General features: G+C 72.2%; 20 protein-coding genes. 13 read left to right on the plus strand and 7 right to left on the minus strand.

Annotation, left to right across the window (positions count from 1 at the left end):
- The first annotated feature begins 7 nt into the window (after positions 1-7).
- The 3 genes from OG247_RS34870 (at position 8) to OG247_RS34880 (ending at position 3,403) form a co-directional block, all read left to right on the plus strand.
- A complete protein-coding gene (locus OG247_RS34870; protein ID WP_327255949.1) occupies positions 8-1,453 on the plus strand; it encodes a HAMP domain-containing sensor histidine kinase in 1,446 nt (481 codons plus the stop codon).
- Positions 1,450-1,992 carry a hypothetical protein gene (locus OG247_RS34875; protein ID WP_327255950.1) on the plus strand — a complete coding sequence of 181 codons (543 nt, stop codon included), beginning with the start codon at positions 1,450-1,452 and terminating at the stop codon, positions 1,990-1,992. The genes OG247_RS34870 and OG247_RS34875 overlap by 4 nt, the downstream gene beginning before the upstream one ends.
- Before the next feature lie 130 nt (positions 1,993-2,122).
- Positions 2,123-3,403: a cytochrome P450 gene (locus tag OG247_RS34880; RefSeq protein WP_327255951.1), complete on the plus strand. Its 1,281-nt coding sequence runs from the start codon at positions 2,123-2,125 to the stop codon at positions 3,401-3,403.
- Here OG247_RS34880 and OG247_RS34885 read toward each other — a convergent pair.
- Complete coding sequence (locus OG247_RS34885; RefSeq protein WP_327255952.1) at positions 3,363-4,088, minus strand: hypothetical protein; 726 nt, start codon at positions 4,086-4,088, stop codon at positions 3,363-3,365. The genes OG247_RS34880 and OG247_RS34885 overlap by 41 nt on opposite strands.
- Before the next feature lie 100 nt (positions 4,089-4,188).
- Here OG247_RS34885 and ggt point away from each other — a divergent pair, with 100 nt between their 5' ends.
- A complete protein-coding gene (gene ggt, locus OG247_RS34890; protein WP_327255953.1) occupies positions 4,189-5,988 on the plus strand; it encodes a gamma-glutamyltransferase in 1,800 nt (599 codons plus the stop codon).
- Between the two features lie 47 nt (positions 5,989-6,035).
- On the opposite strand, the gene map is transcribed toward ggt, so the two are convergent.
- Positions 6,036-6,803, minus strand: coding sequence for a type I methionyl aminopeptidase (map, locus tag OG247_RS34895; protein ID WP_327255954.1), 768 nt, complete (start codon positions 6,801-6,803; stop codon positions 6,036-6,038).
- A gap of 64 nt (positions 6,804-6,867) precedes the next feature.
- On the opposite strand from map, the gene OG247_RS34900 reads away from it, so the two are divergent.
- Both OG247_RS34900 and OG247_RS34905 read left to right on the plus strand, forming a co-directional pair.
- Positions 6,868-7,119, plus strand: coding sequence for a helix-turn-helix domain-containing protein (locus OG247_RS34900; RefSeq protein WP_327255955.1), 252 nt, complete (start codon positions 6,868-6,870; stop codon positions 7,117-7,119).
- A gap of 142 nt (positions 7,120-7,261) precedes the next feature.
- Entirely contained in the window at positions 7,262-8,500 is a 1,239-nt protein-coding gene (locus tag OG247_RS34905) for an alginate lyase family protein (RefSeq protein WP_327255956.1), read from the plus strand.
- 62 nt (positions 8,501-8,562) lie between these two features.
- Here the strand turns inward: OG247_RS34905 and OG247_RS34910 are convergent, their stop codons facing one another.
- On the minus strand, positions 8,563-9,447 hold the full coding sequence (locus OG247_RS34910) for an MBL fold metallo-hydrolase (protein WP_327255957.1): 885 nt from the start codon (positions 9,445-9,447) through the stop codon (positions 8,563-8,565).
- 134 nt (positions 9,448-9,581) lie between these two features.
- On the opposite strand from OG247_RS34910, the gene OG247_RS34915 reads away from it, so the two are divergent.
- The 7 genes from OG247_RS34915 (at position 9,582) to OG247_RS34945 (ending at position 17,003) form a co-directional block, all read left to right on the plus strand.
- Positions 9,582-10,010 (plus strand): MarR family winged helix-turn-helix transcriptional regulator, encoded by a 429-nt coding sequence (locus tag OG247_RS34915; RefSeq protein ID WP_327255958.1) that lies wholly within the window; start codon positions 9,582-9,584, stop codon positions 10,008-10,010.
- Positions 10,011-10,066: 56 nt separating this feature from the next.
- Positions 10,067-10,465: a PPOX class F420-dependent oxidoreductase gene (locus tag OG247_RS34920; RefSeq protein WP_327255959.1), complete on the plus strand. Its 399-nt coding sequence runs from the start codon at positions 10,067-10,069 to the stop codon at positions 10,463-10,465.
- Positions 10,466-10,510: 45 nt separating this feature from the next.
- Positions 10,511-12,265, plus strand: a complete 1,755-nt coding sequence (locus tag OG247_RS34925; protein ID WP_327255960.1) for a hypothetical protein — start codon at positions 10,511-10,513, stop codon at positions 12,263-12,265.
- A 173-nt stretch (positions 12,266-12,438) separates the two neighbouring features.
- Positions 12,439-13,281 carry a nitrilase-related carbon-nitrogen hydrolase gene (locus OG247_RS34930; protein WP_327255961.1) on the plus strand — a complete coding sequence of 281 codons (843 nt, stop codon included), beginning with the start codon at positions 12,439-12,441 and terminating at the stop codon, positions 13,279-13,281.
- A complete protein-coding gene (locus OG247_RS34935; RefSeq protein WP_327255962.1) occupies positions 13,278-14,573 on the plus strand; it encodes an aspartate aminotransferase family protein in 1,296 nt (431 codons plus the stop codon). Before OG247_RS34930 ends, OG247_RS34935 begins: the two co-directional genes overlap by 4 nt.
- Positions 14,574-14,590: 17 nt before the next feature.
- Complete coding sequence (gene hydA / locus OG247_RS34940) at positions 14,591-15,991, plus strand: dihydropyrimidinase (protein ID WP_327255963.1); 1,401 nt, start codon at positions 14,591-14,593, stop codon at positions 15,989-15,991.
- 13 nt (positions 15,992-16,004) lie between these two features.
- The gene (locus OG247_RS34945) at positions 16,005-17,003 is read left to right on the plus strand and encodes a TIGR03842 family LLM class F420-dependent oxidoreductase (RefSeq protein ID WP_327255964.1); all 999 of its coding nucleotides are present in this window, start codon (positions 16,005-16,007) and stop codon (positions 17,001-17,003) included.
- A 123-nt stretch (positions 17,004-17,126) separates the two neighbouring features.
- On the opposite strand, the gene OG247_RS34950 is transcribed toward OG247_RS34945, so the two are convergent.
- The 4 genes from OG247_RS34950 to OG247_RS34965 all read right to left on the minus strand — a co-directional run bounded on the left by OG247_RS34950 (position 17,127) and on the right by OG247_RS34965 (position 21,672).
- A complete protein-coding gene (locus OG247_RS34950; protein WP_327257741.1) occupies positions 17,127-18,221 on the minus strand; it encodes an LLM class flavin-dependent oxidoreductase in 1,095 nt (364 codons plus the stop codon).
- Between the two features lie 122 nt (positions 18,222-18,343).
- Complete coding sequence (locus OG247_RS34955; protein WP_327255965.1) at positions 18,344-19,789, minus strand: NAD(P)/FAD-dependent oxidoreductase; 1,446 nt, start codon at positions 19,787-19,789, stop codon at positions 18,344-18,346.
- A 135-nt stretch (positions 19,790-19,924) separates the two neighbouring features.
- Positions 19,925-21,097, minus strand: a complete 1,173-nt coding sequence (locus OG247_RS34960; RefSeq protein WP_327255966.1) for an MAB_1171c family putative transporter — start codon at positions 21,095-21,097, stop codon at positions 19,925-19,927.
- Positions 21,097-21,672 (minus strand): toxin-antitoxin system, toxin component, encoded by a 576-nt coding sequence (locus OG247_RS34965; protein ID WP_327255967.1) that lies wholly within the window; start codon positions 21,670-21,672, stop codon positions 21,097-21,099. Before OG247_RS34965 ends, OG247_RS34960 begins: the two co-directional genes overlap by 1 nt.
- Positions 21,673-21,726 lie beyond the last annotated feature (54 nt).

A 21,726-nucleotide genomic window follows, 5' to 3' on the forward strand; every position in this document is an offset into this window, starting at 1 on the left:
GGCGCCCATGAACCGTTTCGCACCGCTGGGCCTGCGCACCCGGCTGATCGCCGCCTTCCTGCTGGTCGCGGCGATCAGCGCAGTCAGCACGGCCGCCCTGACCTACCAGCAGGCCCGCAACGCGATCCTCAAGCAGAGCCAGGACACCGCCGTCAGCACCTTGCGGGACCTGATGGAAAACCAGTCCGTGCAGCTGCCGATGTACCAGCAGCAGTTGCAGCGGATCGTCCTCGACCTGGGCAAGCGGGGCCAGCCGCACCCCTGGATCATGTTCGGGGAGTACGGGAGCCTGCGCGCCTCCACCAACCCGGCCTCGGCCACCTCCACCGTCGTCACCGAAAAGCTCCGCCGTCAAGTGTCCGACCATCCGCACGGAGCTTTCCAGCGCACGGAGGACCGGGCCGGCAACCCGTACCTCGTCATCGGGATGCCGGCCGTCTTCAAGCACGGGGAGGCCGAGGTGCCCACCGGGGCCGTCCTCTACGCCGTGATGCCCCTGAGTAGCGAGGAGACCACCGTGGACGCCATGGTCGCCGCCGCGAGACAGGGCGCCGTCCCCGGCCTCGCCATCGCCGTCATCCCGGCCCTGCTCGCCGCCCGCAGCGTACTGAGACCCGTACGGGACATGCGCCGGGCCGCCCAGCGGCTCGGTCAGGGACACCTCGACACCCGGATCGAGGTCCGGGGCGCCGACGAGCTCGCCGGACTCGCCCGCACCTTCAACGAGACCGCCCGCGCCCTCGAACATTCCGTGAGCGAGCTCCGGGGGGCCGAGGTCCGGGCCCGCCGCTTCGCCTCCGACGTCTCCCACGAGCTCCGCACCCCGCTCGCCGGGATGCTCGCCGTCACCGAGGTCCTCGACGAGGATGCCGACGGGTTCGACCCCGACACCGCCAAGGCCCTGCGCCTGATCAGTGCGGAGACCGGCAAACTCGCCGTCCTCGTCGAGGACCTCATGGAGATCTCCCGGTTCGACGCGCGCGCCGCCGAACTCAACCCCGACGACGTGGACGTCGCCGAGTCCGTCACCAAATCCCTGGAGCGCCGCCACTGGAGCGACGAGCGGGTCGTCACCGACCTTCCGCCGGGCATCCGGGCCCGGCTCGACCCGCGCCGTTTCGACGTGGTCCTCGCCAACCTCGTCGGCAACGCCCTCAAACACGGCGAAGCGCCCGTCCGCGTCACGGTACGGACCGAGGGCCGGCCCGCCGGCGAGCGGTTGCTGATCGAGGTCGCCGACAGCGGCCCCGGCATCGCCCCCGAGGTCCTGCCGCGCATCTTCGACCGGTTCTTCAAGGCCGACGCGGCCCGCACCCGGTCCGCCGGAAGTGGTCTCGGCCTCGCCATCACCCTGGAGAACGTCCGGCTGCACGGCGGCACCCTGACCGCGGCCAACGGCCCCGCCGGCGGGGCCGTCTTCACCATAGACATGCCCCTGGAGGCGCAGGCATGAGCCCGGTCCGTCCGGTCGCGGCGGCGGCATCGATCGGCGCGCTGCTGCTGGCCACCGGCTGCGGCATCGCCACCACCGGGGTCATCGAGGCAGGGCCCCCCGGCACCGTGAAGGTGGCCGCCCCGGACACCGGCAGCCTGCTCTACTTCGTGGCGCCCGAGGGCCGCCTCGTGCCGGTGGTGTTCGTGGACAGGTCGGACAGGTCGGACTCCTACGATCCGCTGAGGGTGGGGCCTAACTCCCTGATCGACCTGCTGGCCGGCGGCCCGGACGAGGCCGCGCGGGCGGCCGGGCTGCGTACGGAGCTGCCCGCCCGGAGCGAGTGGCCCAAGGCCGAGGAGCCGCGGATGTTCTTCACCGACAGCCAGTCGGTGCGCGTCGAACTGCCGATCACCGTGAAGTCGCTGTCCGCGGTGGCCCGGCTCCAGCTCGTGTGCACCGCCGTCTCGGCGGTCCGGACGGGCCCGGAGACCGAGGTGGCCCTGGGCGGCCCCGACGGCAGGCTCGACCCGATGCGCTGCGTCGGTTCGGCCGACTGACGGACCGGCCGCCGCCCGGCCCCGCCCGCCGGGCGCGCCGCCTCGCGGAGCACACTTCTCGCGGGCCCCTTGCGCTGAGGTCCCTTGCGCCCCCTTGCGGCGCGGCCGTCGGGACCCCACCGTGTGCCCCATGGACCATGTCAGGGAACGGGCCTCGGACACCCCCGACGTCTTCGACCCGCGCCTCTACGCCGAAGGCGTCCCGTACGAGCGCTACCGGCTGCTGCGCGACCACCGCCCGGTGGCCTGGCAGAGCGAGCCGGAGGTGCTCGGCTGGCCCGCCGGCCCCGGCTTCTGGGCCGTCACCCGGCACGCCGACGTGGTCCGGGTGCTGCGCGACCACCGCACGTACTCCTCGCACCTGGGCGCCACCCAGATCCGCGACCCCGACCCGGCCGACCTGCCCTTCCTGCGGCGCACCATGCTCAACCAGGATCCCCCGGAGCACGGCACCCTGCGCCGGACCGTGGCCCGCGCCTTCACCCCGGCCCGCGTCGACGCCTTCGCCGCCCGGGTCCGCGGCCGGGCCCGTACGCTGCTGCGCGCCGCCCGCGACGGCGCCGAGGACGGGGCCGCCGACCTGGTGCGCACCGTCACCGACGAGTACGCGCTGCTGAACCTCACCGACCTGCTGGGCGTCCCGGCCGCGGACCGGGGGCTGCTCCTGGAGTGGACCGTACGGATCATCGGATATCAGGATCCCGAGGGTGCGGGGGATGCCCCGGCCCCGCTTCCCGGCCCGGACGGGAAGCCGCTGAACCCGCGCTCGCCGGCGCTGCTGGGGGAGATGTTCGCGTACGCCCGCGAACTGGCCGCCCACAAAAGGGCCCACCCCGGCGACGACGTGATGACCGCCCTCGCGCTCGCCGGACTGGAGGACGCGGAGCTGGAGATGTACTTCTTCCTGCTCACCGTCGCGGGCAACGACACCGTGCGCAGCGCCGCGCCCGGCGGCCTGCTCGCCCTGGCCCGCGACCCGGACGCCTACGCCGGACTCGCCGACGGCCGGGCCCCGTTGGACCGGGCCGTCGAGGAACTCCTGCGCGTCCACCCGCCGGTGCTGAGCTTTCGCCGCACCGCCGCCGCCGACACCGAGCTCGCCGGGCAGCCGATCCGGGCCGGCGACAAGGTGGTGGTCTTCCACGCATCCGCCAACCACGACGAGCGCGTCTTCACCGACCCCGGCCGCCTCGATCTGGGCCGCGCCCCCAACCCGCACGTCTCCTTCGGCGACGGCCCGCACGTGTGCCTCGGCGCGCACTTCGCCCGGCTCCAGCTCCGCGTCCTCTACGAGGAGTGGGCCGCCGCCATGCCGGTACCGGAACTGGCCGGCCCGCCGCGCCGGTTGGTGTCGAACTTCATCAACGGGATCACGCGGCTGCCGCTGCGGGTGTCCGGGCCGGCCGGGTGACATCGGCGATCAGCTCGGTCACGTCCGGGCCGTAGGCATTCGAGTTGATCACCTTCAGCAGGATGCAGAAGGAGTCCTGGCCGTAGGTGCGGGCCAGCGACTTGTGGTGTCGGGCGAGGTAACGGGCGGCGGCGTGATTGCTGTTGGCGGTCTGGCCCGCCATGAGGAACACCGGTCGCGTTCCCGCGCCGGCCGTCAGCCGGGCCAGCAGGACGTGTTCGACCATGCCCTCCTGCCAGCGGTACGTCTCCCCTCCGAGGCTGAGCGCACCCCGCTCCGGGCTGCGCTCACGGCTGTCGTCGAACCGCACTCCCGGCAGCATGGAGGTCAGGTGCGCCGCCGTGCGGGCATTGGAGACCGGCCCGCCGACACAGAACTCGGCTCGTTCGCCGAATCCCTGGCGCGCCCCGTCATGGGTGACGATCTGGAGGTTCGCCCCGCAGTCCTTGATCAGCCCGGCGATCTCCAGCAGGGCGAAGGCGTCCTTGCGGTGCACCGAAGCATCGGAGCCGCTCATATGCCGGTTGACCACGAACAGGCAGTCGGAGCCGGTCGGCAGGCCGAAGAAGGCCTGCTTGCGGCGCAGCGCGCGGCGCCACAGGTAGGTCCGGGTGGACCAGCCGAACCCGCCGCTGAAGGCAGTGGCTATCACCCCGAGCACGATGTTGCGGACGTCGTCATTCATGCGGCGGATCGTAGTCTCTCGCCGCCGCCATGACGCGGTGGGTGCGCGGAAGTTACGCTGCCGCTCGAAGGTCTGACAGGCAGTCGACTGGAGGAACCGAATGCGTGGTCCCGCCGCACGTCAGTTAGCGCTCATCGCGCTCGCCGGGGCGCTCGTCTCGACCGGGGCGGACGCCCCGCCGTCGCAGAGCGCCGCCCCGCCGAAGGTCCCGGTCGCCACCGGCTACGGCGGGGCCGTCGCCAGCGTCGACGCCGACGCCAGCGCCGTCGGCATCGCCGTCCTGCGCTCCGGAGGCAACGCCGTGGACGCCGCCGTGGCGACGGCCGCCGCACTGGGGGTCACCGAGCCGTACTCCGCCGGCATCGGCGGGGGCGGCTACTTCGTGTACTACGACGCCCGGTCGGGCCGGGTGCGCACCATCGACGGCCGCGAGACCGCCCCGGCGACGGCCACCGCCGCGCTGTTCCAGGAGAACGGCCTGCCCATCCCCTTCGCCGAGGGCCAGACCAGCGGCCGCGGCGTCGGAGTTCCCGGCACCCCGGCGACCTGGCAGAGCGCGCTGGAGTCCTGGGGCACCCGTTCGCTCGGCCACCTCCTCAAGCCCGCCGAGAAGCTGGCCCGCGAGGGCTTCGCCGTGGACTCCACCTTCCGGGCCCAGACCGCGCTCAACGAGGCCCGGTTCCGGGACTTCCCCGACACGAGGAAGCTCTTCCTGCCCGGCGGGGCCCTCCCGGTGGTCGGCTCCACCTTCAAGAACCCCGATCTGGCCGCCACTTACGCCGAGCTCGGCCGCAAGGGCGCCGGCGCGCTCTACCGGGGTCCGCTGGCCGAGGACATCGTCCGGGCGGTGCGCACGCCCCCGGTGGACCCGGATGCCACCCGCGTGGTCCGCTCCGGCGATCTGACCACCGGGGACCTGCGCGCGTACGCGACCAAGCGGCAGGACCCGACCCGGGTCGGCTACCGCGGCCTGGACGTCTACAGCATGGCCCCGTCCTCCTCCGGCGGCACCACCGTCGGCGAGGCGCTGAACATCCTGGAGCGCACCGACCTCGGCTCGCTCACCGAAGCCCAGTACCTGCACCGGTTCATCGAGTCCTCCCGGATCTCCTTCGCCGACCGGGGCCGGTGGGTCGGCGACCCGGCCGCCGAGGACGTGCCCACGAAGGAACTGCTCTCGCAGCAGTACGCGGACACGCGCGGCTGCCTCATCGACCCGGCCGAGGCGCTGACCAGCCCGCTGGCTCCGGGCGATCCCCGCAACCCGGTCGCCTGCGGCGGCGGCGGGCAGGCCGCCCCGACCACGTTCGAGGGGGAGAACACCACGCACCTGACCGTCGCCGACCGCTGGGGCAACGTGGTCTCCTACACGCTGACCATCGAGTCCACCGGCGGCAGCGCCATCACCGTCCCGGGGCGCGGCTTCCTGCTCAACAACGAGCTGACGGACTTCTCCTTCGCCCCGGCCGCATCCGGCGTCCCCGACCCCAACCTGCCGGGCCCGGGCAAGCGGCCGCGCTCGTCGATGTCCCCGACCATCGTGCTGGAGCACGGACGCCCGGTGCTGGCGCTGGGCTCCCCGGGAGGGGCGACCATCATCACCACGGTGCTCCAGACCCTGACGGGGCACCTGGACCGCGGGCTGCCGCTGGTCGAGGCCATCGCCGCGCCGCGGGCCAGCCAGCGCAACCAGACCACCACCGAGCTGGAGCCGGGCCTGTGGAACAGCCCGGTCCGCGCCGAGCTGGAGGCCCTCGGGCAGGGCTTCCGGCAGAACCCGGAGATCGGCGCGGCCACCGGGGTCCAGCGACTGCCCGACGGGCGGTGGCGGGCCGCGGCCGAGACGACCCGGCGGGGCGGCGGCTCGGCGATGGTGGTGCACCCGAGCGGGGGGCGGTAGACCGGGGCGGCACCTCGGTGAGGCCCGCGGCGGCACCACGGTGAGGCCTACAGGGCGGTGAGGATCCTCGGACCGGCGGCGGTGATCGCGACCGTGTGCTCGGAGTGCGCGGCGCGGGTGCCGTCGACGGTCCGCAGGGTCCAGCCGTCGGCGTCGCAGGCGTAGTCGTCCGTGCCGCCCGCGATCAGCATCGGCTCGATCGCGATCACCATGCCGGCGCGCAGCTTCGTACCCTGCCCGGCCGGGCCCTCGTTGGGCACGCCCGGCTCCTCGTGCATGGAGCGTCCGACGCCGTGGCCGCCGAAGCCGTCGGGGATGCCGTACCCGGCGGCGCGGCAGACGCTGCCGATGGCGTGGGCGATGTCGCCGACGCGGTTGCCGGGCCGGGCGGCGGCGATGCCCGCCGCGAGGGCCGCCTCGGAGGTTGCGATGAGCCGCAGGTCGGCGGGGCGGGCCCGGCCCACGGTGAAGCTGACGGCCGCGTCGCCGACCCAGCCGGCCAGTTTCGCGCCGCAGTCGATGCTGACCAGGTCGCCGTCGAGCAGCCGGTAGTCGTTCGGGATGCCGTGCACGATCGCGTCGTTGACGGAGGCGCAGATGACGGCGGGGAAGGGGACCGGCGCGAACCGCGGCCGGTAGCCGAGGAAGGGCGAGGCGGCACCCGCCTCGCGGAGCACTTCGCGTGCGACCAGGTCGAGCTCCAGCAGGGACACCCCCACGGCGGCCCGGTCCCGGACGGCGGCGAGGGCGTGCGCGACCACGCGGCCGGCGGCGCGCATCTGGTCGATCGATCGTTCTGTCTTCAGTTCCACCATGCCAATAACTATACCGGTATAACTGTAACGGGATACTTATTGGTTTCCGGGGTAGGATGACGTCATGGTCCGTACCCCCCTCACCCCCGAAGAGCGCGAGCGCGGCGAGCGGCTGGGCGCCCTGTTGCGCACGGCCCGCGGTGGCCGCAGCATGGTCGAGGTCGCGGCCAGCGCCGGGCTCTCCGCCGAGACCCTCCGCAAGATCGAGACCGGCCGGGCCCCGACCCCGGCCTTCTTCACCGTCGCCGCCCTCGCCGGGGCCCTGGGGCTGTCCCTGGACGAAGTGATGCGGAGTTGCGCCCTCGTGCCCGTGTGAGGTCCGGGGCAGCGGGCGGGCCGCGGCCGTTCGGCCGCCGGGCCCGCCCTCCGGCGTGCCGTTAGGGCGGGCCCGGCGGCCGAACGGCCCAATCGGCGGTGAGGGGACCGGGGCGCGGGGCAAGCGTGAAGGCGTGTCAGACATGAACGCATCCGCATCCAAGCGACTCGGCCTCGGACTCGTGGGCGCCCTCCTCGCGGGCGGCCTGCTGCTCGCGGCGTGCGCCGCCCCCGAAGGCCGAGCCCACGCCAAGGACCCGGGCGACGTGGTCTTCCGCCACCCGGGCGTCGTCGTCAGCCACACCCGGCTCCAGCACGCGCAGCAGATGGTCGCGGCCGGCAAGGAGCCGTGGAACTCGGCGTACCAGGCGCTCCTCAAGAGCCGCTACGCCTCCCTCGACTACGAGGCGCACCCCGCCGACGTGGTGCCCTGCCTCTTCGACTCGGGCCCGCAGTCCTGCCTCGACGAACGGCGGGACGCGATCGCCGCGTACACCCACGCCCTGCTGTGGTCGGTCAACGGCAAGGCCTCCCACGCCCGCAAGGCCGTGCAGATCATGGACGGCTGGTCGGCCGTGATGAAACGTCACGCCGAGGACAACGCGGGCCTCCAGGCCGCCTGGTCCGGCTCTACTTGGGCGCGCGCCGCCGAAATCGTCCACGCCGACTACCCGAGTTGGGGGGACGGACGGGTCGCCCGCTTCAAGGAGATGCTGCGCACCGCCTACCTCCCGGCCGTCCGCGCGCAGGTGCCGGCGTACAACGGCAACTGGGAACTGGCCATGACCGACGCCGCCCTGAGCATCTCCGTCTTCCTGGAAGACCGGGCCGTCTTCAAGGAGTCCCTGGAGCGGTTCCGGGAGCGCGTCCCGGCGTACTTCTACCTCAAGCGGGACGGCGCGCACCCGCTGGCCCCGCCGCGCACCGGCATCGACTCGCCGGACAAGGTCGCGTCGTACTGGTTCGGCCAGGGGACCTACGTCGACGGCATCGCCCAGGAGACCTGCCGCAACCTGATGCACGTCGGCTACGCGCTCGCGGCGTCCGCGCACATCGCGGAGACGGCCTGGCACCAGGGCGTCGACCTGTACGGGGAGCAGGGCGAGCGGCTCCGGGCGGCGCTGGAGTTCCACTCGAAGTACCAGCTGGGGGAAGAGGCCCCCGGGTGGCTCTGCGGCGGCAAGCTGGAGCGCACGATGGGCCCCGACCTGGAAGTGGCGCTCCAGCACTATGCGGTGCGGGCGGGCGCGAAACTTCCGTACACCCGCGAGCTGGTCGGGAAGACGCGGCCGGCCGGGACGGACGACCTGTTCGTGGCGTGGGAGACCCTCACCCACGGGGAGGCGGTGGCGCCGATGGCGGCCCCGGCTCCGGTCGGCTAGGACCCGGCGGGGCCGGCCGGGCGTTACGGGCGAGGCGTCCACGGGGTCGGGCGCCCACGGGGTCAGGCGTCCACGGGGTGCCAGGCCGGGCCGTCCCCGTCCTGCCTGACGTGCCCGAACACCACGTCGGCGAAGTGGACGCAGAAGCCGATGGTGTCCGGCTCCGCGAGTTCGGCGACCAGCCGGCGGCGGTGGACGGCGGTCCGGGCGAGGTCGTGGTCGAAGGCCGAGGACCAGTCGGGGTGGTCGATCTGGATCGGCGAGTGCACAGCGTCGCCGAAGGCGATCAGGCGCCGGCCGCCCCCGGTGATGACGTACTCGGCGTGCCCGACGGTGTGACCGGGGGTGATGCGCACGCGCACCCCGGGGAAGACCTCCTGCCCGTCCGCGAGGGTGCGCACGCGCGGCGCGAGGGCGGCGACCCGCTCGGTGGTGCCCTCGGCCGCCAGGAGGTCGAGCCGGTCCCACTCGGGCTCGGCGATCAGGTACTCGGCGCGGGGGAAGAGGGGCGGCTCGTCGTCGGGGGAAGGGTGGACGGCCCAGCCGATGTGGTCGGAGTGGAGGTGGGTGAAGGCCACCGCTTCGATGTCCCCGGGGGCGCGGCCGAGTGCGGCCAGGCTGTCGGGGAGCGCGCCTCCGTGGATCACGCCGACGGGTCCGTCCGGCGCCCGGAGCGTCTGCGGGCCGAAGCCGGCGTCGATCAGCAGTGCCCGGTCGCCGCGCTCCACCAGCAGTCCGCCGACGCTCGCCACGAGGTGGCCCGTGGCGTCCAGGTACTCCGGGTGGGCGGCCCACACCTCGTCGGTGGTGTCCGGGAGCAGTGACAGCGGGCGGAGCCGTACGTCGCCGTCCGGCACGTAGGAGACCTTCGTATCGCCCAGCCACAGCGAGCGGATCCCCGCGGGCCGGTGCAGTCGTTCGTCGCGCGCCGTCGTCAAGTCGGGCATGAGGGCTCCCTTGTGAATGGTCGTCAGATCGCCGCGGACCGGCCTGCCGGGGCGGCGAGGCCAACCATAAGCATCAAACTTGAATCATTCAAGTTGTAATTATTCTGGCTTGATGGACTTGCTAAACTGGCGCCATGACGATCCCTCCCCAGCACCAGGTCATCGCCGAGCGGCAGCTGTGCGGGCTGGTGGACGGGCTGGCCCACCGGATCGCCGAGCACGTACGGGAGCGCGCCGCCACCCTGGGCCTCACCGCGTCCCAGGCGACCGCGCTGCGCGAGATGAGCGGTCCGATGACCATGCGGGAGCTCGCCGAGCGCATGAGCTGTGAGCCCTCCAACGCCACCTTCGTCGTCGACAAGCTGGAGAAGCAGAGCCTGATCGAGCGGCACCCGCACCCCACCGACCGCCGCGCCAAGCAGCTCGTCCTCACGCCCGAGGGCGCCGCCCTGCGCACCCGGCTCCTCGATCTGCTCTCCGTGGACTCGCCGGTGTCCGGGCTCGCCCCGGAGGAGCAGAGCGTGCTGCGGAGCCTGCTGGAGCGGGCCGTCACCTCCCGCTGACGGCCCGCTCCTGTTGACGGGTCGTTTCCGCCGGCGGGCCGCGTAGGGTCGGGCGCATGACGATCGAGGAACTGGGCCGAGCGAGGTACGTCAGTCTCACCACCTTCCGCAAGGACGGCACGGCGGTGGCCACGCCGGTGTGGGCCGTGGCCGATGCCGGCGAGCTGTACGTGTGGACGCGCGACGACGCGTGGAAGGTGAAGCGGATCCGCAACGACGCGCGGGTCACCGTCGTGGCCTGTGACGTACGCGGACGGGTGGCCGACGGGGCCGCCGTGACCGAGGGTGAGGCGCGGCTGCTGGACGCGGCGGGGCTGAAGCGGGTCCGGAAGCTGATGACGCGCAAGTACACGTGGCAGTTCTGGATGCTGGACGTACCGGCCGCCGTGGTCCGGCGCGAGCGCCCGCACACCGCGATCGCGGTCACCTTTGCCCCGCCCGCCGTCAAGCTTTGAGACTCCTGTAGCCCGCCCGTAACACGGGTGGGGTCCAATGCGGGGATGGAGACCGCGACTTCGCAGGTGATCGGTCAACTCTCCGGATACATGCGGGGATTGACGCAGCGACTGGATCCCGGGACAGGCTGGTACGGGGAGTTCCTGCGGCGCGACCCGGAGGGGATGCGGGCCTGCCTGGACGGAGCCGCGATGCCTCCGTGGGACGTACTGGAATCACTGCTCGGAGACTTGGCGGCATCGGCGGCCCCCGGGGCGCTCGTACGGGAGGCGCAGTACGCGGCCGGACTGCGGGCCGCGGCCGTCGGCGTCTGGGACCGGCTGCCGGGCGGGGTCGAGGAACTGCGCACCCTGCTCGCCTCGGCCGCCGAGCAGCGGGCCCGGGCCCGGGCGGCCCTGCGCGCACTGTCGGCGCGGCTGGCGGAAACGACGGACCCGGCGGAGGCCGAGGCCCTGTCCCGGGAACTCTCCTGGACCCGGGACGACGACTTCCGTGCGACCGCCCGCCACGAGGACCTGACGGCCCGCCTGGAGGCGGTGGCCCCGGGCACCGGCCACCCGCCGGCCCACCGGCCCGAACACCCTTCGCCGGCGCGGCCGGAGCCCCTGAACGGGGTGCCCGCACAGCGCGCCGCGACATCGCCGGGCGCGGCGTGGCCGGGGCCGCGGGAAGGGAACCGGGAGGGGGCGCCGGCGGCGTCCCGGGATGCGGCGTGGGCCGGGGCGCCCGCGGATGCCCCGGGTCCGACCCCGGGCGTGATGCCGGGCGGGACCCCGGACGTGATGCCGGGCCCGGTGCCGGAAGCGGCGGGGGAGCCGGTCGGGCGGGCCGAGGGGCGGTGGCTGCGCGGTGCGCGGCGCAGCGGCGGGGCCCGGTACGCGGGTGCGGCGGCGCCCGAAGCCGAGGCCGTCACCATGCCCCCCGGGCAGCCGTCATCCGCCACTCCCCTGCGCGGCGCCCGCTTCGGGCGGCCCGCCCGCCCGGCGGGGGCTGCGTCGGCCGAGGCGGCCTGGAGCCCGGCTTCCGGCCGGCCGGGCGGTGAGTCCGGATCAACCGGCCGGGTCGGCGGCCCGCCCGGCAGCCCGGCCTGGAGCAGGGGACACGCGTCCGCGCCCGGCGGGCCCCCCGCCCCCGACCCGGGGTCCAGGCCCCACCCGCAGGGCGAGCCCACCCCGTGGCCGGACCGTACCCGCGCCGACGGCCGGCCCGCAGACGCCACCGAGTGGCCCGGCTCCGCCCCGGGCTCCACCCCCGGAGGGGCCCCGCACGGCGCGCCCGCGCAGTGGGCCGGGGCTCCCGGTGGCTTCGTGGAGGGGCTCGTGGCCCTGCGGGGGCAGGGGCGGAGCGGGGAGGCGCACGGGCTGCTCTGCGAGGCCGCCGCCGGGCCCGCCGAAGGGCTGGTCCGGCTGGGGGAGGGGCTGCGGCGGGCCGGCCTGGCCGCGGACTGGGCCACCCTGCTCTGGGAGGCGGCCTCGCTGCCGCCCGCCCGGTTCGCCGCTGCCGCCGCCGCGCTCGGGCCGGCCGACCGCGACGCGCTGCTGCGCCAGGGCGCGGCCCGCCCGGCCGCGGAGATCGCCGAGATCGCCCTCGTGCTCGGGACCGCGGGTCACGCCCGGGAGGCCGACGCGCTGCTCGCCGCCTTCGTCCGGGTCCGCACCGCCGAGGAATCGGCCCGGCTCGCCCGCCGGGACCCCCAGTGGTTCGCGCCCCGGCTGCTCCGCGCTGCCGAAGCCCTCTCGGGGGCCCACCACCGTGACCTGTTGCATGCCCTTCGAGTCGCGAATCTGCCCGTCGCCTGACCGGAAACGATCAGCAGGCGGCGTAACTCCTGCGTTTGCTGATCGACTACTCCAACCGCGCAAGGCGGTCTTGCCCCGGGCCTGGCCGAGGCCTACCTTCAACTCCCTACGCGCAGCCGTCGTACACCCTCTACGTGCGTAGAAGCCGGCGTACCCGTCGCGAGGAGCAGCTCATGGCCCAAGTCGTCCGCGCCGCACTCGTCCAGGCCACCTGGACCGGAGACACCGAGTCGATGATCGCCAAACACGAGGAGCACGCCCGCCGGGCCGCCGCCCAGGGTGCGCAGATCATCGGCTTCCAGGAAGTCTTCAACGCCCCCTACTTCTGCCAGGTCCAGGAGCCCGAGCACTACCGCTGGGCCGAGGCCGTCCCCGACGGCCCCACCGTCCGGCGGATGCAGGACCTCGCCCGCGAGACCGGCATGGTGATCGTCGTACCGGTCTTCGAGCTGGAGTCCGAGGGCTTCTACTACAACACCGCCGCGGTCATCGACGCCGACGGCAGCTACCTCGGCAAGTACCGCAAGCACCACATTCCCCAGGTCAGGGGTTTCTGGGAGAAGTACTACTTCCGCCCGGGAAACCTCGGATTCCCCGTCTTCGACACCGCCGTCGGCCGGATCGGCGTCTACATCTGCTACGACCGGCACTTCCCGGAGGGCTGGCGCGAACTGGGGCTGGCCGGAGCCCAGTTGGTATACAACCCCTCCGCCACCTCCCGCGGCCTGTCCGGGTACCTGTGGCAGCTGGAGCAGCCCGCCTCCGCCGTGGCCAACGAGTACTTCGTCGCCGCCATCAACCGCGTCGGCCAGGAGGAGTACGGCGACAACGACTTCTACGGCACCAGCTACTTCGTCGATCCGCGCGGGCAGTTCGTCGGGGAGGTCGCCAGCGACAAGGAAGAGGAACTCCTCGTCCGCGACCTCGACTTCGACCTCATCAAGGAGGTCCGCGACCAGTGGGCCTTCTACCGCGACCGCCGCCCCGACGCCTACGGAGGACTCGTACAGCCGTGACCAACCCGATCCCCCTGCACAGCCGGCACCGCTCCGCCCTGCCCGACTGGCTCGCGCTCTACTACGACCGCCCCATCGAACTCACCCACGGCGAGGGCCGCCACGTCTGGGACGCGGACGGCAACCGCTACCTGGACTTCTTCGGCGGCATCCTCACCACGATGACCGCCCACGCCCTGCCCGAGGTCACCAAGGCCGTCTCCGAACAGGCCGGGCGGATCATCCACTCCTCCACCCTCTACCTCAACCGCCCGATGATCGAACTGGCCGAGCGCGTCTCGGCGTTGTCCGGCATCCCCGACGCCCGGGTCTTCTTCACCACCTCCGGCACCGAGGCCAACGACACCGCCCTGCTGCTCGCGACGACGTACCGCCGCTCCAACCAGATCCTGGCGATGCGCAACAGCTACCACGGCCGGTCCTTCTCCACCGTCTCGATCACCGGCAACCGCGGCTGGTCCCCGACCAGCCTCTCGCCGCTCCAGACGTACTACGTCCACGGCGCGGTCCGCACCCGCGGCCCCTTCGCCCACCTCGACGACACCGCCTTCACCGCCGCGGCCGTCGCCGACCTGGAAGACGTACTCGGCCAGGCGCGCGGCGGGGTCGCCGCGCTCATCGCCGAACCGGTGCAGGGCGTGGGCGGGTTCACCTCACCGCCCGACGGGCTCTACGGGTCCTTCCGCGAGGTCCTCGACCGGCACGGCATCCTCTGGATCAGCGACGAGGTGCAGACCGGCTGGGGGCGTACCGGCGAGCACTTCTGGGGCTGGCAGGCCCACGCCCAGAACGGCCCGCCGGACATCATCACCTTCGCCAAGGGCATCGGCAACGGCATGTCCATCGGCGGAGTCGTGGCCCGCGCCGAGGTGATGAACTGCCTCGACTCCAACTCCATCTCCACCTTCGGCGGTTCACCGGTCACCATGGCCGCCGGCGTCGCCAACCTCGCCTACCTCCTCGAACACGACCTCCAGGGCAACGCCCGCCGCGTCGGCGGCCTGCTCCTGGAGCGGCTGCGGGCCATCGCCGCGACCGTGCCCGCCGTACGGGAAGTACGCGGCCGGGGCCTGATGGCCGGCCTGGAGCTGACGAAACCCGGCACCGACCAGGCCGACCCGGACGCGGCCGCCGCCGTACTGGAGGCAGCCCGGGCCGGCGGCCTGCTGCTCGGCAAGGGCGGCGGCCACAACACCAGCGTGCTGCGCATCGCGCCGCCGCTCTCCCTCACCGTCGCCGAGGCGGAAGAGGGCGCCGAGATCCTCGCCGAGGCCCTCAGAAGCATCGACTGACACCGGGGGAGACGTACATGAGCATCCGCACCCTCATCCGCGGCGGGCTCGTCATCACCGCATCCGACGAGCTCCACGCCGACGTGCTGATCGAGGACGGCCGGGTCGCCGCGCTCGCGGCACACGGCACGGCGGCCGCCGAAACCTGGACGGCCGACCGGACGATCGACGCGAGCGGGAAGTACGTCATCCCCGGCGGGGTCGACGCCCACACCCACATGGAGCTGCCCTTCGGCGGCACGGCGGCCTCCGACACCTTCGAGACCGGCACCCGGGCCGCCGCCTGGGGCGGCACCACCACCATCGTGGACTTCGCCGTCCAGACGCCGGGCCACGCCCTGCGCGAGGGCCTGGACACCTGGTACGACAAGGCCGACGGCAAATGCGCCGTCGACTACGCCTTCCACATGATCCTCTCGGACGTCAACGAGCGGACCCTGAAGGAGATGGACCACCTGGTGGGGGAGGGGGTCACCTCCTTCAAGCTGTTCATGGCGTACCCCGGGGTCTTCTACAGCGACGACGGGCAGATCCTGCGCGCGATGCAGCGGGCCTCGGGCAACGGCGGACTGATCATGATGCACGCCGAGAACGGCATCGCGATCGACGTCCTCGTCGAACAGGCCCTGGCCCGCGGGGAGACCGACCCCCGCCACCACGGCGAGGTCCGCAAGGTCCTCCTCGAAGCCGAGGCCACCCACCGCGCCATCCAGCTCGCCCGGGTCGCCGGCGCGCCCCTCTACGTCGTGCACGTCTCGGCGGAGGAGGCGGTCGCGGAGCTGGCGGCGGCCCGGGACAAGGGGCTGCCGGTCTTCGGCGAGACCTGTCCGCAGTACCTGTTCCTGTCCACCGACAACCTGGAGGAGCCGGACTTCCAGGGCGCCAAGTACGTCTGCTCCACCCCGCTGCGACCGCGCGAGCACCAGGCGGCACTGTGGCGGGGCCTGCGGACCAACGACCTCCAGGTGGTCTCCACCGACCACTGCCCGTTCTGCTTCCGCGGCCAGAAGGAGCTGGGCCGCGGCGACTTCTCGAAGATCCCCAACGGTCTCCCGGGGGTGGAGAACCGCATGGACCTCCTCCACCAGGCGGTCCTGGACGGGCACATCAGCCGCCGCCGCTGGATCGAGATCGCCTGCGCGACCCCGGCCCGGATGTTCGGCCTCTACCCGCAGAAGGGCACGATCGCGCCGGGCTCCGACGCCGACATCGTCCTCTACGATCCGCACGCCGAGCAGGTCATCTCCGCCGAGACGCACCACATGAACGTGGACTACTCGGCGTACGAGGGCAAGCGGATCACCGGACGCGTCGACACGGTCCTGTCCCGGGGCGAACTCGTCATCGACCGGCGCGAGTTCACGGGCCGCGCCGGCCACGGGGCCTTCATCCACCGCTCCACCTGTCAGTACCTGTAAGGAGAGTCCCCGCATGGACTTCGGCCTCGTCCTCCAGACCGACCCGCCCGCCTCCCAGGTCGTGAGCCTCATGAAGCGGGCCGAACGCAACGGCTTCCGCTACGGCTGGACCTTCGACTCGGCGGTCCTCTGGCAGGAGCCGTTCGTCATCTACAGCCAGATCCTCGCCAACACCCAGCGGATGCACGTCGGCCCGATGGTCACCAACCCGGGCACCCGCACCTGGGAGGTGACCGCCTCCACCTTCGCCACCCTCAACGACATGTACGGAAACCGCACCGTCTGCGGGATCGGCCGCGGCGACTCGGCCATGCGGGTGGCGGGCCGGGCGCCGAACACCCTGGCCCGGCTCGGGGCGGCCATCGACGTGATCCGTGACCTGGCGGAGGGGCGTGAGGCAGAGGTCGACGGCAACGCGCTGCGGATCCCGTGGATCAAGGACGGGAAGCTGCCGGTGTGGATGGCGGCGTACGGGCCGAAGGCGCTGGCCCTGGCCGGACAGAAGGCGGACGGGTTCATCCTCCAGCTCGCCGACCCCTTCCTCACCGAGTGGATGATCAAGGCGGTCCGGGACGCCGCCGTCGCCGCGGGCCGGGACCCGGACGCGATCACCATCTGCGTGGCGGCTCCGGCGTACGTCGGCGACGACCTGGCCCACGCCCGCGACCAGTGCCGCTGGTTCGGCGGGATGGTCGGCAACCACGTGGCCGACCTGGTCTCGCGCTACGGCGAACACTCCGGGATGGTCCCGGATGAGCTCACCGAGTACGTCAAATCCCGGCAGGGCTACGACTACAGCCACCACGGCCGCACCGGGAACCCGTCGGCGGACTTCGTCCCGGACGAGATCGTCGACCGCTTCTGCCTGCTGGGCCCGGCCGAGGCCCACATCGAGAAGCTGAGGGCCCTGCGCGACCTCGGCGTCGACCAGTTCGCCGTCTACGACATGCACGACGCGAGGGAAGCGACCATCGACGCGTACGGCTCGGACATCATCCCGGCGTTCGGCTGACTCCCGCACGGGCTGGTCGGCGGCTCACATGCGGACGTCACCGCTCGTACAGGCCCGCCGGCCTCTCCTCGAAGGGGGTGACGAGAGCCTCGCGTGACGCCCTGGACGCGGTCGCCCGGGTGATCAGCGTGTGAGGGGAGCCTTGGCGTCGCGGGTCGCGACGCGGGCGGCGTGCGTGGGCGCATCGGGGACTCCCGCGGGCCGGCCGATCGCGAACTCCTTGCGCAGGACCGGTACGACCTGTTCGCCGAGGATGTCGATCTGCTCCAGTACGGTCTTCAGCGGCAGCCCGGCGTGGTCCACGAGGAAGAGCTGGCGCTGGTAGTCACCCGCGTAGTCGCGGAAGGACAGCGTCCGCTCGATGGCCTGCTGGGGCGATCCGACGGTGAGCGGTGTTTCGCGCGAGAAGTCCTCCAGGGACGGGCCGTGGCCGTAGACCGGGGCCCGGTCGAAGTACGGGCGGAACTCGCGGACGGCGTCCTGGCTGTTGGTGCGCATGAACACGTGGCCGCCGAGGCCGACGATCGCCTGTTCCTCGGTGCCGTGGCCGTAGTGGGCGTAGCGGCGGCGGTAGAGCCGGACCATCTTCTCGGTGTGCTCCTTGGGCCAGAAGATGTTGTTGTGGAAGAACCCGTCTCCGTAGAACGCGGCCTGTTCGGCGATCTCCGGGGAACGGATCGAGCCGTGCCAGACGAAGGGCGGTACGCCGTCCAGCGGGCGCGGCGTCGAGGTGAACGACTGGAGCGGCGTGCGGAACTTGCCCTCCCAGTCCACCGACTCCCGGCGCCACAGCTGGTGCAGCAGCTCGTAGTTCTCCAGCGCCAGGTCGATGCCGTCGCGGATGTCCTTGCCGAACCACGGGTACACCGGCCCGGTGTTGCCGCGCCCCATCATCAGGTCCACGCGGCCGTCGGCCAGGTGCTGGAGCATCGCGTAGTCCTCGGCGATCTTCACCGGGTCGTTGGTGGTGATCAGGGTCGTGGACGTCGACAGCAGGAGCTTCTGGGTCCGGGCGGCGATCCACCCGAGCATCGTGGTCGGTGAGGAGGGGACGAACGGCGGGTTGTGGTGCTCACCGGTGGCGAACACGTCGAGACCGGCCTGCTCCGCGTGGAGGGCGATGGTGACCATGGCCTTGATGCGGTCGTGCTCGGTTTGCGTCGTGCCCGTCGTGGGGTCCTCGGTCAGGTCGCCCACGGTGAAGATGCCGAACTGCATCCCGCTCATTCTTCCCACTCCCAGATTGGTTGATAGTTTAACTATGTGTGCCAACCGGGGACCCCACGGCCAAATTCCCGTGGCCCCGCCCAGGTGCGTGGCCGACAAGGTGGTGGCCGGAGCTAGTCGGAGGTCTTGATCTTTTCTGCTCGGCGAAGGGGCTCGCGGTCCAGGATGCTCTGCTCCCTGGTGGTGAGTGCGGGACCGTCGAGCAGGGGCTTGCGCAGGCCGCGTGCCGCGGCGATCAGGACGTCGGGGGTGCCGAGGACGGAGGCGGGCTTCTGCATCGTCATGACGTCCGTGAGCGCCTTGACGACGAGGAAGTTGCCGATGGCGGTGTGGCTGAGGCGGTGGACGTAGCGTGCCGCGAGCTTGTCGGCCAGGTTGGGCGTCTTGCCGACGGCACCCGGATAGAAGCGGTCCTGGCCGACGGCGAGCAGCCACGCCGCGGCGGCGGGGCGGGCCATCGCCTTCTGGGCCCGAGCGGCGAACTTGGGTGAGGTCACGGGCGTCTTCGCCGCGGTGTCGCGCAGGGCGAGCGCGCCGAGGGCAGCGGAGGACATTCCGTGGCCGTAGACGGGGTTGAGGCTGGTGGCGGCGTCGCCGAGCACGACGAAGCCGGCGGGCATCGAGGCTTTGTCGAAGCGCCGCTGCCGGTTGGCGGTCCGGCCGTAGACGACGACGTCGCTGATCGGCTCCGCACGGGCGAGGAATTCGGCGGCCAGCGGGTGGCGCACTCCTCCGGCGAACTCCTCGAACAGGTTCTCGTCGGCGCTCGGCTCGGCGCCGCGGGTGCCGGAGAGGCTGACGTGCCACTGGCCGTCTTCGATGGGGATGATCGAGACCACCTGGCCGGGCTTGCCTTGCCTCGGGTCGGCCTGGATGTGGATGACGGGCCAGTCGGATTCGGCGCCCAGAGGGGCGCGGTACCGGCGGCTGGCGTACCGTACCCCGGCGTCCACCACGGTCTCACCCACCGTGGGGGCGCCGATCTGCCGGAGCCACTCCAGGACCTTGGAGCCACGACCGGTGGCGTCGATCACGAGGTCGGCGTCGACCGCGCTCTCCTCGCCGTCCTCGTTCCGCACGTGCACACCGCACACCTGCGCCGCACTGCCCACCAGTGATGTGACGGTCATGCCCGTACGCACGCCGACGTTGGGGATCGCCAAGGCCGCGGCGCGTATGCCCCAGTCGATGAGGTCACGGCTGGCGCCGATGAGGTAGTGGGTCTCGGTCCACCGCCGGAACCAGCCCGCGGGCGAGTAGGAGACCATGCCGTTGGGGATCGGTACGCGGTGGGCCCCGGCCGAAAGCCACCGGTCGGTCGTGCCGGGAAGCAGGGCCTCGATCGCGTCCGCGCCACCCGACCACAGCATGTGGGCGTGGGCGGCCTGGGGGAGCCTGGGCCGGGGCGCGGCGGTGTCGGGCAGCTTCTTGTCGCGTTCGAGGACGAGGATTTCCCCGAAGTGGGGTGCGAGTGCGGCGGCCGCGAGAGTACCGGCAAGGCTGCCGCCGAGAATGACGGCGCGGGTGGTGCCGGTAGCGCCGTTGGGCTGCTGGGTCATCGTGTGTTGCTCTCTAGGACTGCCGCTTCGCGGGTGGCTCGGACGACGGGGAGTATCGGCAGAGGCTGGGAAAGTATTACAAGGTCGACAGCATGGAAGGCGGGGCTGAGCGCGGCAAGGAGGGACGGGGGCCGTTCACAGGGAGCGCCTTCCCTGCGGGGCGGCCGCGGTGTGGCGGCGAAGGGCTCCGTACTGGCGAGAGATGCGGGCGATACCCCTGGTGCCGGCGCCGAGTACGGCGCTGAGCGCGGCAGTGCCTTGTTCCGGGCAGTCCTCGACGCTCCCCGTGCAGGATTCCTTGGCATCGATGGCGAACGCGATCATCATGGCCGCGGCCGCGGCACGTGCCTCGTGGGGGCAGACTCCGTCGTCGAGCGCCCTCTCGCGGTGTGCCGTCATGATCTCGAGGTCGCAGTACGGGGCCAAGGCCAGTAGGTCATCGTGGATATCCGTTTCGCGATCGAAGAGCCGGGATCCGAGCGGTGTCCACCAACTGGTGGACACCGGCAGGCCCATGAGGATGCGGAGCCTGCGCCACAGCGGCCCCATCCACCGGTAGGTCTGCCATGTTTCCCAGACCCTGGCCAGGCGACGGCCCTGGGGCAACAGGAAGCCGGAGGTGGTCAGTACGGCTCCGACACTGGCCAGGGGCGGGGCGACGTCCGTGCTCAGGAAGTCCCAGTCACCGCCCGTCCAGCGGGCGACGACGGCCGCGGCCTTGGCCAGGCCGAAACCGGTGCTGAAGACGAAGCCGGCCACCAGGGTCAACAAGCCCGCCCGGAGCCACCCGTCGACCACCCGCGACCACCGCCAGCACATCACCGGTACGACCGTGCCGACCACGATGTGCCAGGCGAGGTAGATGACGATCATTTCGCGGATCCAGGGCGTGGACGCGTAATGGGTGTCGAGGTCCCGGAGCCGTTCCACCGGGGCGTCGCCCAGGACGAAGCACAGGCTGAGCAGGGCGATCACCGCGCCGCATACCGCGAACCACCACCGCACGCGGCGCTGGACCTCGACGCCGAATCCCTCCCGCCAGTACGCGAGGAGCACGATGCAGCACGTGTTGAACACGCTGAGGATGGCGTAGACCAGCGGCGCGGAGACGTTCGGCAGCCCCACCCACCGGTTGACCACGGTGATCGTGGGGGGCGCGGCGAAGGCGAATCCGGCGCTGGACATGAAGAGCAGTCCCGCGACGGACCGGACCATGGGGTTGCTCCACTGCCGGATCAGTCCGGGGAGCTTGGAGAGGAACGCGATGCCGAGGGCGGCTGCCGGGATGTAGTAGTCCGAGCCGTCCATCAGCCGTTGCCGAGAGAGGCCTGGATGCGGGCGGCCGGACCTTCGAGGACCCGCTGGGTGGAGTCGACTTCGAGCAAGTGGCGAAAGCGCCGGCCGAGCATGCGGCCGTACTGCTCGGCCTCGGCCTCGTCACCTCCCGCGGCGTGTGTCCGCGCGGCGACGAGACGCACGGCTTCGTCCAGGTCCTCCGAGGTCAGGACGTCATCACCGATCAGGCGAGTGGCGACCTGCGCACCCAGGGCGTACGTACCGCAGTGGCCTTTGATCATGTGCCAGATCTCGTGCCCCAGGATGACCAGAGCATGGAAGGGGCTGGTGCTCTTCGCGACGACGATGATGTCCTCGGTCTCCCCGTCGAGCCAGAGTCCCGAGACGATTCCGAGGCCCTGCGGGAAGTCCCGGCGCACGATGCGCACGGGCCGTCCGGGATCGCCGCGGTAGGCGGTGAGTTGCACGGCTATTCGGTCGATCAGCTCGGCGATGTCGCGGGGTGCGGGCTCACCCAGGCCGGCGTACAGCTCATCGCACAGCCGCACCATCTCTTGCTCCAGCCGCCGGTTCCTCACGATTCTCATCCCTGACTCCTCACCCGCGCACCCCGTGCCGTCGGCGTCGATCCGTATTCCCCT

It is taken from the genome of Streptomyces sp. NBC_01244 (genome assembly GCF_035987325.1).
GTDB lineage: Bacteria > Actinomycetota > Actinomycetes > Streptomycetales > Streptomycetaceae > Streptomyces.